13 protein-coding genes and 1 riboswitch are annotated in these 12,634 nt (G+C 39.7%); of the genes, 12 read left to right on the top strand and 1 reads right to left on the bottom strand.

Features of this window, described 5'->3' with window-relative positions; all coding sequences use genetic code 11:
• The first annotated feature begins 165 nt into the window (after positions 1-165).
• From flaG to sinI, 6 genes are all read left to right on the top strand, one after another.
• Complete coding sequence (flaG, locus tag ACQKKK_RS06870; protein ID WP_427615068.1) at positions 166-528, top strand: flagellar protein FlaG; 363 nt, start codon at positions 166-168, stop codon at positions 526-528.
• Between the two features lie 15 nt (positions 529-543).
• Entirely contained in the window at positions 544-2,058 is a 1,515-nt protein-coding gene (locus ACQKKK_RS06875; protein WP_427615070.1) for a flagellar hook-associated protein 2, read from the top strand.
• A 26-nt stretch (positions 2,059-2,084) separates the two neighbouring features.
• On the top strand, positions 2,085-2,486 hold the full coding sequence (gene fliS / locus ACQKKK_RS06880) for a flagellar export chaperone FliS (RefSeq protein ID WP_427615302.1): 402 nt from the start codon (positions 2,085-2,087) through the stop codon (positions 2,484-2,486).
• Complete coding sequence (locus tag ACQKKK_RS06885; protein ID WP_427615072.1) at positions 2,486-2,827, top strand: flagellar protein FliT; 342 nt, start codon at positions 2,486-2,488, stop codon at positions 2,825-2,827. Before fliS ends, ACQKKK_RS06885 begins: the two co-directional genes overlap by 1 nt.
• Positions 2,828-3,080: 253 nt before the next feature.
• On the top strand, positions 3,081-3,638 hold the full coding sequence (gene hpf, locus ACQKKK_RS06890) for a ribosome hibernation-promoting factor, HPF/YfiA family (RefSeq protein ID WP_427615074.1): 558 nt from the start codon (positions 3,081-3,083) through the stop codon (positions 3,636-3,638).
• Positions 3,639-4,346: 708 nt separating this feature from the next.
• Positions 4,347-4,431: riboswitch (cyclic di-GMP riboswitch) on the top strand.
• A 31-nt stretch (positions 4,432-4,462) separates the two neighbouring features.
• Positions 4,463-4,603 (top strand): DNA-binding anti-repressor SinI, encoded by a 141-nt coding sequence (sinI, locus tag ACQKKK_RS06895; protein WP_427615076.1) that lies wholly within the window; start codon positions 4,463-4,465, stop codon positions 4,601-4,603.
• A gap of 145 nt (positions 4,604-4,748) precedes the next feature.
• Here sinI and ACQKKK_RS06900 read toward each other — a convergent pair whose 3' ends face one another.
• On the bottom strand, positions 4,749-5,072 hold the full coding sequence (locus ACQKKK_RS06900) for a helix-turn-helix domain-containing protein (RefSeq protein WP_427615078.1): 324 nt from the start codon (positions 5,070-5,072) through the stop codon (positions 4,749-4,751).
• Between the two features lie 419 nt (positions 5,073-5,491).
• Between ACQKKK_RS06900 and secA the strand changes: the two genes are divergently transcribed.
• From secA to ftsX, 6 genes are all read left to right on the top strand, one after another.
• Positions 5,492-8,005 carry a preprotein translocase subunit SecA gene (gene secA, locus ACQKKK_RS06905; RefSeq protein ID WP_427615080.1) on the top strand — a complete coding sequence of 838 codons (2,514 nt, stop codon included), beginning with the start codon at positions 5,492-5,494 and terminating at the stop codon, positions 8,003-8,005.
• Between the two features lie 167 nt (positions 8,006-8,172).
• A protein-coding gene (prfB, locus tag ACQKKK_RS06910) for a peptide chain release factor 2 (protein ID WP_427615082.1) occupies positions 8,173-9,271 on the top strand; the annotation gives its coding sequence in 2 pieces (ribosomal slippage) (positions 8,173-8,235 and positions 8,237-9,271; 1,098 coding nt in all).
• A gap of 179 nt (positions 9,272-9,450) precedes the next feature.
• The gene (locus ACQKKK_RS06915; protein ID WP_427615083.1) at positions 9,451-10,314 is read left to right on the top strand and encodes a YitT family protein; all 864 of its coding nucleotides are present in this window, start codon (positions 9,451-9,453) and stop codon (positions 10,312-10,314) included.
• Between the two features lie 58 nt (positions 10,315-10,372).
• Positions 10,373-10,705, top strand: a complete 333-nt coding sequence (cccB, locus tag ACQKKK_RS06920) for a cytochrome c551 (RefSeq protein ID WP_427615304.1) — start codon at positions 10,373-10,375, stop codon at positions 10,703-10,705.
• Positions 10,706-10,998: 293 nt separating this feature from the next.
• Complete coding sequence (gene ftsE / locus ACQKKK_RS06925) at positions 10,999-11,685, top strand: cell division ATP-binding protein FtsE (protein WP_061141190.1); 687 nt, start codon at positions 10,999-11,001, stop codon at positions 11,683-11,685.
• Positions 11,675-12,568, top strand: coding sequence for a permease-like cell division protein FtsX (ftsX, locus tag ACQKKK_RS06930; RefSeq protein WP_427615085.1), 894 nt, complete (start codon positions 11,675-11,677; stop codon positions 12,566-12,568). The genes ftsE and ftsX overlap by 11 nt, the downstream gene beginning before the upstream one ends.
• The last annotated feature ends 66 nt before the right edge of the window (positions 12,569-12,634 follow it).

The following is a 12,634-nucleotide window of genomic DNA, read 5'->3' on the forward strand; positions in this document are numbered from 1 at the left end:
AAGTTTTATGGGTCGTACTTATAATAAGTTTTACTGCCTGTGTCTATCTCTTGAAAATTTCTTGATTTAACTTCTGCTAGATCTTCTTAATAACCACATTCATTAAGGACTAAATATAAAATAGTAAATACCGATATAAAAATAAAGGGTATTGGGGGCAGCAAGATGTTGGAGAATTTATCAACTAATATTCTTTCCTCACAGCTTAGAACGGCAATCTATGAAGGAATCAGTTCTTATTATCAGAGAGAAATCGATACGGTTGCTTATTCAGAACATAGTGCAGAATCCAATAATGAGCCATCAAAAGAAAGGGTTCAAGATGTAGTTGAAAGTTTGAATACGTTTCTAAATCCAACACATACAGCAGTTCGTTTTGAATATCATGAGAAATTGAACGAGTATTATGTCAAGGTTGTGGATGATGTAACTAATGAAACAATTAGGGAGATTCCTCCAAAGAAATTATTAGACTTTTATGCAGCGATGACCGAGTTTGTCGGTATTATGGTAGATGAAAAAATATAGGTGGGTGATGTTTCTGTGGTAAGAATTAACGGTTTAGCGAGTGGGATGGATATTGACGCGCTTGTTAGCAGTATGATGCAGGCTGCACGTGTCCCATTGGATACCCTAGAACAAAAGAAACAATATGCAGAATGGCAGCGAGATGATTATCGCGATATCAATAAGTTGTTATTGGAGCTAGATACCCTTATTAGAGATGGCGTAGGAATGAAACAATCTTTTATGAAGAAAACGGTATCGGTTTCAGATGCAAATGCCATCTCGGTAAAAAATACAAATTCCACTGCTGACTTTTCTGGGTCGGTAACTATAAAAAGTTTAGCTACCGCAGCAACTATGCTCAGTAATGGTGCTTCTGGAATTGAAAAGGCAACGGATATCATTCCAGAAGCTTATATTGGACAAGAAATAAAAATTGAAACGATTAATAAGGATGGTTCTTTAAATACCTTCACCACAAAAATTGAAGAAACTGATACGTTAAATAGTTTAATTACAAAAATTAATGCTAATTCAGGTGTTACCGCTTTTTATGATCAGAACACTAAACAGATTTCGATTACGGCGAAAAACACGGGGGCAGTTCCGGATGGTTTAACAAGAGAAGATGGAACGAGTGTTACTGCAGAAATTGGTTTGAGTGGTACACTCTTTACGGATCTTCTCAATTTAGATGAAAATAATATTGCTGCTGTTGGAGCGAGTAGAGGAACGGCCGGTCAAAATGCAACCTTAAACTTTAACGGTCTGGATATCGAGCGTTCCTCCAATACCTTCTCCATTAACGGTGCAGAAATTACACTTAAACAGGTTACATCTGGACCAGTAACTTTTTCTTCGTCATCTGATGTAGAATCAGTTCTAGATACGGTTACCCAATTCGTTGACAAGTACAATGAGATTATCGCTAACATCAAAACGAAGACAGATGAAACAAAGTACCGGGCATACCAACCGTTGACTACGGCACAAAGGAAAGACATGACTGAGGATGAAATTAAACTGTGGGAAACGAAGGCAAAGAGTGGGACACTTCGGGGAGATTCTATGTTGACGGGTCTCCTTACGAAAATGCGGACCTCCCTGTATACCTCTGTTGGTGGAAGCAACTCCGTCAACTCATTAAGTGAAATTGGAATAACTACTACAAGTAACTATCTTGAAGGTGGTAAGCTAACCATTAACGAAGAAAAACTGCGTGCTGCTATTTCAGAGGATCCAAACAAAATTTATAATTTGTTTATGAAATCAGGAGAAACAACGGGTGAAATGGGATTAGCCAAAAGGTTAAGAGCTGATATAAAATCGGCGATGACTAATATTCAGGATAAAGCAGGTAAGTCATCATCTTCCGTTAATAATTCCTTTTCGATTGGAAAACTTTTAAATAGTTATAATACAAAAATTGATAGTTGGCAAGTCAAGCTGAAGGCTTTAGAAACCCGTTATTATAATCAATTCACAGCGATGGAGAAAGCGATTTCGAAAGCAAATAGTCAAAGCAGCAGCCTAGCTCAGTATTTCAGCTAAGCAATTTTAGAAAGGAAGTTTGAATGATGGCAAACAATAATCCCTACCAATCTTATCAACAAAATTCGGTGAATACTGCCTCTCCAGGTGACCTTACGTTAATGCTTTATAATGGATGCCTTAAGTTTATAACACTGGGCAAAAAAGCAATTGCGGAAAAAAACTTTCAAGAAAAAAACACGAATTTAATTAAAGCGCAAAAAATCATTCAGGAGCTGATGGTCACTTTAAAAATGGATCTGGCTATATCCAAGGAATTAATGTCCCTTTATGATTATTTGAATCGACGCTTGATTGAAGCCAACATTAAAAGTGATCTGGATATTTTAGAAGAGGTTGAAGGGTTTGTCATGGAATTTCGCGATACATGGAAGGAAGCTATTCAGTTGAACCGCCAGAAGCAATTTGCTAATAGTGGTCAAGTATAATGGGAGCTATTCAAAATTTTTATGAGGCAACGAACCAATTGCTTTCGACGTTGGAAAATGATCAGGATCGGGACCGGAAAATTGAAAAAGTAGAGGCTTTACTTGAGGAGCGGGAGAAGTCGATGGCAGGGATTCAACCGCCTTTTTCTGATTCTGAACAGGAATTAGGGAAGAAGTTAATCGAACTCAATGAAAAAGTTTCACAACTTCTCGAAGAACAAAAAGTAGAAATCCAACGCGATATCAAACAGCTCAGTGTTAAAAAAGAATCATCTAATAAATACACGAACCCGTATGAAAGTCTATCAATCGATGGCATGTTCTACGATAAAAGAAATTAATTACCCAGCCGTTTGGATTCCAAACGGTTTTTATGTTAAATATTTTTAAAATTTCTGTAAATAATTCGCGCTTAATTTTTTCTTTATGGCTAGGCATTTGTTATAATGAAGCTAGGGCAGACATCAACCCTTTCCAAAACCTTCCGACAATTGTTTCATAATTTCGACATATTTCATGATGTGTTTCTAAAGGGAACCGGAGGGGTATTGTAGAATCTAACTGTATAGTCTTAATTTAAGGAGGACTCACTTTATGAATTACAACGTACGCGGTGAAAACATTGAGGTAACTCCAGCAATTCGAGAATACGTCGAAAAGAAAATTGGCAAGTTAGAACGATATTTTAACAATACACCAGATGCAAATGTGTTAGTGAATTTGAAAGTGAACAATAATACATCCAAGGTCGAAGTGACGATTCCTATGCAGAATTTGGTTCTTCGCGCTGAAGAGGAAAATGCGGATATGTATGCTGCCATTGACTTGATCAATGATAAGCTTGAACGCCAAATTCGTAAACATAAAACAAAGGTCAATCGTAAGTTCCGGAACAACTTATCTACGACTCCCGAGGCATTCGCCTTCAATACGGAAGTTGACGAAGTGATGGATGAATTCGAAGATGATACTGATATTGAAGTGGTCCGCAATAAGCGCTTTGATTTGAAGCCGATGGACAGTGAAGAAGCCATTTTACAAATGAATATGCTTGGTCACAGTTTCTTCGTATATACGAATGCGGATACTAACACAACGAACGTGGTGTACCGACGTAAAGATGGACGCTACGGATTAATTGAACCTAGTTAATGATGAATCTGAAATCAAAAGCACAGCCCAGTCTCTGGGTTGTGCTTTTTTAGCATTTTGGTAGTTTACCATTACATTCATAGCCGACGAGTGCTGTTGATTATTTTATTACTATTTTACTAAGTTTAGATGGAAATGAATCAAAAGGTATAAAAAATGACCGTATCATTTGCCTTTCGAAATTCATTTTAACGAACGGTTTTTGTTCTTTAATGAGATAAATAGTTAGTTTTACCTATTCAAACACCTCTATCTTTTGTACTATACTCAAATTGTCAGTTCTTTAAAAAGAACAATTAGTTTTTTATAAAAAACAATTTGATCAAGGTGCAGAGGGAGTGTTTTTTTTTGTATCGAAAGAATTGCCATAAATGCTATAGGGCTTCCTTTAGCAGTGCAGAATATGGAAAGTGGCTTTGCCCGATCTGCGGTGAGGACTTAACTGTGCAAAAAGCCTTGGATGCACTTAAAGTGGAGAGAATTAATAGGTCCCATCGAATGGTTAATGAATGCAGTTATCCTCGTTTTATAAAAAACGAATAGAATAGGACTTTGATAATGATTGAATTGAATGTTGCATTTTCCCAATATTGTAATATTTTGTCGGATAAAAGGTTTGCATTTAGATAGATTACCGACATAAAATAGCAATATATGGAGTGTATATCCGTTATAATATGATTAAAAGAATGTATTTGGTAAGAGGTACCACGACAAAGGCAAACTTATTGAAAGATGAGGGCGCAAAGGCACAGGTCTAAGGTTTAGCGACTACGATGGCTGGTCTGCCTGAAATACAAAGGGTATTTTAGGAGGTAGAAGAGGTGGCTAATGTGGAAATAGATCAAGAATGGGTAAAGTTGATTTTAGAAGCAAGGAGCTTGGGTTTCAAAAAAGAGGAAATTAGTGCTTTATTTGAACGGGAAAGCCTTGAGGTTACATTAGAGGAGAACGAAGAAAGCTAAGTACTGAAAAGCATCGAAAACATCCCTATAAACAGTGGTTCAATTCATTAGCTGTTTATAGGGTTTTATTCTTCCATGAGATTCTAGCAAATCTAGTTCATTCAAGCTGTATTCTTCAGGATTATGTAGGTAGACTATTAAACTACTATTCTTCTTTACCTTTTCTCCATTTATTAAACTCGATGAATTCCCTGAATTGTTGTTTTGATACACCAGAATTCATAGCCTCCTCAACGATTTTCATCCAATCAGTGTCCAAGTTTTCCTTATTTGGTGCATCGTAAAGAAGGGCATCAACAGGAATGTTAAGCACGGCGGAGATTTTTTCAAGAAATTGAATAGAAGGATTCGTTTGTAAGTTTCGCTCGAGCGAACTTAAGTAAGACTTTGCCACCCCCGCTTTATCGGCGAGTTCAGTCATGGACATTTTCTTTTCTTCCCGCAGTTTTTTTACACGTTCACCAATCATCAATACCACCTCGAAACATGTTCTATTTATCTTCTGCTTATAAGTTTGAGTAGCCCACATTAAATCATTCAAAACAAGGAGCCTTTAAGGCTGGATTACCTTGACAGGTTATCGCTAGAGAAGGACACAGATCTAGTGATGGAAGGTTATGGATAATTCTCATTTGCATTGGAATAGTGGGGAGTTTGCAATATATTTTTTATACTTCCTTTTATTTTAACAGTTTTACTCTTCATTTATCCATTGTTTTTCGCAAGAATTGAATTCAGGTCAATGGCCAGGAAGTGACATGAAGTTGTACCTCTAGGATAGAAGTGGTAAAATTAAGCGTGGATTGTAATAATAGAAGGTGTGTTTCTTCTTACTTATATGAATTTTGTTATTGAACGATCATTACCATAATAGAGGAGCGTTATTGAATGCTTAATATATTAAATAGAGTTTTTGATCCGAATAAGCGGGAAATAAAGCGTTTGGAAAAAATCGCTGATCAGGTCGAAGCGCTGGCTGATAAGACGGCTGCGTTATCGGATGAACAGCTGCGTGCCAAAACAGGTGAGTTTAAAGAGCGTTATCAAAATGGGGAAACAGTGGATGATTTGCTAGTTGAGGCTTTTGCGGTTGCGCGTGAAGGGGCAAAGCGTGCTCTAGGCCTATATCCTTACCGTGTTCAAATCATGGGTGGGGCATCGCTTCATGATGGAAATATCTCCGAGATGAAAACAGGGGAAGGTAAAACATTAACCTCCACCATGCCGGTTTATTTAAACGCGCTTACTGGTAAAGGTGTACATGTCGTTACTGTCAACGAATATCTGGCCCACCGTGATGCTACTGAGATGGGTGTATTGTATGATTTTCTTGGCTTGACCGTCGGATTGAATTTGAACAGTCATTCTAAAGAAGAAAAACAAGAGGCGTACAATGCTGACATTACGTATAGCACGAATAATGAGCTAGGTTTTGATTACCTGCGTGACAATATGGTGTTATATAAAGAACAAATGGTACAGCGCCCACTGCACTTTGCTGTCATTGATGAAGTCGATTCGATTTTGATAGATGAGGCGAGAACGCCTTTGATCATTTCCGGTTCCGCACAAAAATCGGCCCAGCTTTATATTCAAGCCAATGCGTTTGTGAGAACGTTACAAAAAGATACGGACTACACGTATGATGAAAAGACAAAAGGCGTTCAGCTGACCGAAGATGGGATGAACAGAGCTGAAAGAGCGTTTAACATCGATAATTTATTCGATATTAGTCACGTTACTTTGAATCATCATATTAATCAGGCGTTGAAGGCGCATGTTTCCATGCATTTGGATGTGGATTATGTGGTCCAAGAAGGCGAGATTGTCATCGTTGACCAATTCACTGGCCGTTTGATGAAGGGCCGCCGTTACAGTGAAGGTCTCCACCAGGCGATTGAAGCGAAAGAAGGCCTTGAGATTCAAAATGAAAGCATGACTCTTGCGACGATTACGTTCCAGAACTATTTCAGGATGTACGAAAAACTTTCCGGTATGACTGGTACAGCCAAAACGGAAGAAGAGGAATTCCGCAATATCTATAATATGAATGTCATTGCGATCCCGACAAACAGGAATATCGTTAGGGATGACCGGGCAGATCTTATATACGCGTCAACTGATGGGAAATTCAAGGCTGTTGTGGAAGACATCGCCGAGCGTTATACAAAGGGTCAGCCTGTGCTTGTCGGTACGGTTGCCATCGAAACATCTGAAGTCATTTCTGCCTATTTATCTAAAAAAGGGATCCCTCACGATGTTTTGAATGCAAAGAACCATGAACGTGAAGCGGAAATCATTGCGAATGCAGGTAATCAAGGCTCAGTCACGATCGCTACCAACATGGCAGGCCGTGGTACGGATATCAAGCTTGGTGAAGGGGTCAAGGAGCTTGGTGGACTTGCTGTCATCGGTACGGAGCGCCATGAAAGCAGGCGTATAGATAACCAGTTGCGTGGTCGTTCCGGCCGTCAAGGAGACCCCGGGGTCACTCAATTCTATTTATCAATGGAAGATGAATTGATGCGCCGCTTCGGTTCGGATAACATGAAAAGCATGATGGCACGCCTTGGTATGGATGATTCCCAGCCAATTCAAAGTAAAATGGTGACCAGGGCCGTTGAATCCGCACAGAAACGGGTCGAAGGCAATAACTTCGACTCACGTAAGCAGTTACTGCAATATGATGATGTTCTCCGTCAACAACGGGAAATTATTTATAAGCAGCGTTTCGATGTAATGGAAAGTGAGAACCTACGAGAAATCGTCGAAAAGATGATTACGGCATCCATCCAACGCAATGTTGCCGTATTTGCACCAATGGGCGATGAGGAAGGCTGGAATTTACAAGGTCTAGTCGATTACCTGAATGGTAACCTATTCAATGAAGGCTCAATCACTGTAGATGATTTAAACGGAAAAGATGAATCGGAATTGGTTGAATTCATTTTAGGAAAATTGAAGGAAAACTATGACCAAAAAGAAGAAGAGTTATCTGAAGAACAAATGCGTGAATTCGAAAAAGTAATCGTTCTTCGTGCAGTCGATAGCAAGTGGATGGACCATATTGATGCAATGGAGCAGTTGCGCCAAGGTATCCACCTTCGTGCTTATGGTCAAATTGATCCACTTCGCGAATATCAATCAGAAGGTTTCGCAATGTTTGAAGCCATGATTGCTTCTATGGAAGATGAAGTCGCTAAATATATCATGAAGGCTGAAATCCGCAACAATTTAGAGCGGAAGGAAGTCATAAAAGGACAAGCGGTCAACCCGAAAGAAGAAGACGGGGGAAAAGTGAAAAAGGCCCCTGCCCGTAAAAAGGAAGACGTTGGCCGGAACGCGTTATGTCCATGCGGCAGCGGTAAAAAATATAAGAATTGCCATGGTAATTTAGGCTAAAGTTAGGTGTATAATGATTATGAGACGGTAAAGTTTAAGGCTTGCCGCCTCTTTTCATGTTTAGTTTGCATAAAGCAATATATTTGCATATAGTTTGAAGAGGTTAATTTGAATGAGGCGAATCCCTCTACAGGGATTTTTTTAACATACTAATGAGGTGAAGAGAAATGGAATTAGCAGAAATTAGAAATGAACTTGAACGGACAGCGCAACGATTAACGGACTTTAGGGGGTCTCTTTGACTTAGATGAAAAAGAGGCACGAATCGCACAGCTTGAAAATGAGATGACACATCCCGATTTTTGGAATGATCAGCAAAAAGCACAGACTGTCATCAATGAAACGAATGCTTTGAAAGAACAAGTCAATCAATTGTCCGATCTTAATGAATCATATGAAAATCTGGATTTGACATATGAACTAGTGAAAGAAGAGAATGATGAAGATCTTTTGGCTGAGCTGGAAGAAGAAATCACGATTCTTTCTCAAAAGATGAATGACTTTGAACTTCAACTTTTACTAAGTGAAGAATATGATTCGAAAAATGCCATTCTTGAACTTCATCCAGGTGCAGGCGGAACGGAGTCCCAGGATTGGGGTTCCATGCTACTTCGGATGTATACAAGATGGGGTGAAAAAAGAGGCTTTAAAGTGGAGACCCTTGATTACCTTCCAGGTGATGAGGCTGGAATCAAGAGTGTCACTTTACTTTTCAAAGGCCATAACGCCTATGGCTATTTGAAAGCGGAAAAGGGTGTGCATCGTCTAGTCCGTATTTCTCCGTTCGATTCATCGGGACGGCGCCATACTTCATTCGTTTCGTGTGAAGTCATGCCGGAATTCGATGAGACGATCAATATAGAAATACGCACGGAAGATTTGAAAGTCGACACGTATCGGGCAAGTGGTGCAGGTGGTCAGCATATCAATACAACTGACTCGGCAGTCCGGATCACCCATTTACCTACCAATACTGTGGTAACGTGTCAAAACGAGAGATCGCAAATCAAAAACAAGGCCCAAGCCATGAATATGCTGAAAGCCAAATTGTATCAACGTGAAATTGAACAGCAACAAGCGGATTTGGATGAAATCCGCGGTGAGCAAAAGGAAATTGGCTGGGGAAGCCAAATTCGTTCTTATGTTTTCCACCCATATTCCATGGTTAAAGATCACCGTACTAGTGCGGAGACCGGAAACTTGGGAGCTGTCATGGATGGGGATATCGATATGTTCATTGATGCGTACTTACGTTCAAAATTATAAGATGTGCAAGTCGGACCGTTTCCCGGTCCGGCTTTTTTTATGGTTTCTTATGCATGAAAGATCCTTGAATGACCTATTAAACACTTCCTCTGGCTGACATTAACAGGATATGAAAAGGGATGTTCTGCTTCGTTCGGCCAATACTAGATAATAATGATGGTTTGAGGAGTCAATATAGAATGAGGAAAAGAAACCGGGAGCCGAAGCATCCTTTAATGCAAAAGTTAATGGAGTATGGATGGGTGATTGTAGGTTCGGCCATAATTGCGATTGGTTTTAATGTATTCTTACTGCCTAACCGGGTTGCATCTGGCGGGGTCAGTGGGATTAGTACAATTCTGGATTCAACTCTCGGTTGGGAGCCAGCCTATGTACTGTGGGGGTTTAATATCCCTTTGTTCATTGCTGGGCTTATCATCCTGGGGAGACATTTCGGAGCCAAAAGCCTGATTGGAACCTTGTTCTTGCCCTTAGTGGTATTTCTGACAAAGGATTGGGATGCATGGACGAATGATGCATTGCTTGGCTCGATTTGCGGGGGGATGATGGTCGGACTTGGCCTGGGGATCGTCTTTCGCGGAAAGGGTTCCACTGGGGGGACCGATTTAGCGGCACAGATTTTCCATAAGTATACCCATCTGTCTTTAGGTACCTGTGTGGCTATCATTGATGGAATCATTGTTTTAAGTGCTGCCATTGTTTTGGATATTGAAAAAGGGCTTTATGCATTAATAGGGTTATATGTGACAAGTAAGACGATAGATCTCGTCCAGGTTGGATTGAACCGTTCCAAGCTGTCATTAATTATCACGAATAAAGAAATGGAAGTAAGGGATGCTATCATTCATGAGCTAGACCGGGGTGTTACAGGGATATCCGGGTATGGAGGCTATACGGATGATACTCGTCCTATTTTGATGTGCGTAATAGACCAGTCGGAATTCACCAAATTGAAACAAATGGTGAAACTCGTTGACCCCAAAGCGTTTGTAATTGTAATTGAAGCATCGGAGGTACTTGGGGAGGGTTTTAAACTGGAATGAAATTGGTATAATGTTCTTGTATTGGCATAAATCAGAGGGGGTAAATTAAATGAAAAAAATGAAATGGTTAGCCTTAGTTCTAGGCACTTCTATGGCCTTGGCAGCATGCGGTGGGAATGATGATAATGCAGATAAAGGGCCTGCTGAAAATAGCGAAACGACAACGGCAGGTGCTGGTGATGCCGCGAAAATTTACGAAAACAAATGTTCAAGTTGTCATGCAGTGAATCTCGAAGGCGGCGTGGGACCGAATTTAACGAAGGTCGGCTCGAGGCTATCAAAAGCGGACATCGAAAAGGTCATTGTGAATGGTCGAGATGGAATGCCAAAAGCTATAATCCAAGGCAAGGAAGCGAGTATGGTCGCGGAATGGCTTGCTGAACATAAGTAATGATCAATGAAACGTCCTGCTTTGCAGGACGTTTCATTTAGCCTCCTTTAAAATCCTCGAGCAACCCACATTTAACCCCTTATCAAGCAATCAAATCCTAGGATTATTACATAGATGTTGATATATGTCTAACTGAAATGAAACTGTAATATTTTTTATGCTTAATTTGACAAAATTTGATGTTATAATGTTTCTGTGCTTAAGTAAGAGAGATTCCTGTCAGATTTCAGTGAAAATTGTCGAAAAAGCTGTAGATACATAGTGATAATTCAAGCAAATTAGGTGGTTTTAGAATGATAGAAATGATAGATGTGAAAAAAACATATCCAAATGGCGTAATTGCCATCAATGGTATCAATGTGAAAATAAAGCCAGGCGAGTTCGTTTATGTAGTAGGTCCAAGTGGTGCCGGAAAATCGACCTTCATCAAAATGATGTATAGGGAAGAAAAGCCGACAAGCGGTAATATTTTGGTCAATGGCCTTAGCCTGCCAAGTATCCGCAATTCGAAAGTTCCTCTATTCCGCCGTAATATCGGTATGGTATTCCAAGATTTTAAACTCCTTCAAACATTCACTGCTTATGAAAATGTAGCATTTGCCATGGAAGTTATCGAAAAGGAACCAGAAGAAATCAAAAAGAGAGTCATGGAAGTTCTTGATCTGGTTGGCATTAAACATAAAGCGAGGATGCTGCCTTCCGAGTTATCAGGTGGGGAACAGCAAAGGGTTGCGATAGCCCGTTCGATCGTCAATGATCCTAAGGTAGTCATTGCCGACGAGCCTACAGGGAATCTTGATCCTGAAACATCGTGGGAAATCATGAACATATTTGAAGAAATTAATAAACGCGGAACTACACTTGTCATGGCCACTCATAATAGGGACATCGTCAACAATATTAAACGACGTGTCATTGCCATTGAAAGTGGAAAAATAGTTCGCGATGAACATCGAGGTGATTACGGATATGAAATTTAGAACATTGCTCCGTCACTTCCGTGAAAGTTTTAAAAATATTGGCCGTAATGGATGGATGACGTTTGCTTCAGTCAGTGCAGTAACGGTCACACTAACATTGGTTGGCGTCTTTTTAGTGCTCATGATGAATTTAAATCATATCGCGGGAAATGTGGAGAAAGATGTCGAAGTTCGTGCACATATTGATAATGCGGCGAATGATGACGATATAAAAGATATTGGTAAGAAGATTACGGAGATGAACGGTATTGAGTCAGTCATTTTCTCTCCAAAAGATGAAGAGCTTACGAATTTAATAGATGATTTAGGCGATAATGGTGATGCTTTTAAACCATTTGAACAGGACAACCCATTAAGGGACGTTTATATCATCAAAACGAAATCTCCGCAAGATGTCATCAAGGTGGCAAAGAAAATCGAAGGTCTTGAATATATCCAAAGTGTTAAATATGGACAAGGCTACGTCGAGAAACTATTCAGCTTCGTGAATATCGCGAGAAACATAGGGATCGTTCTTATTGTAGGCTTACTATTTACTGCAATGTTCCTGATTTCGAATACGATTAAAATTACCATTGTAGCTAGAAGAAAAGAAATTGAGATCATGAGATTAGTAGGAGCAACGAATACATTCATCCGTTGGCCATTTTTCTTGGAAGGACTCTGGTTGGGAATCCTAGGTTCCATCGTTCCAATCGGTCTGGTTGCTGCACTCTACTACAATATTTATAAATATGCTGCACCACAGATTACGTTCAAATTTATAGATTTTCTGCCTGCAAGCCCGTTTATTTATCAAGTTTCGGCCATCCTTATTGTAATTGGCGCCGTTATCGGGATATGGGGCAGCTTGATGTCCGTTAGGAAGTTCTTGAAAGTATAAAAAAGCACCTTTACATTCGAACGCTAAAAGAAGCTAGATACAGATAGAGAGACGTTACAAGGCACT

Source organism: Peribacillus sp. NPDC006672 (assembly GCF_050274955.1).
Lineage (GTDB): Bacteria > Bacillota > Bacilli > Bacillales > DSM-1321 > Peribacillus.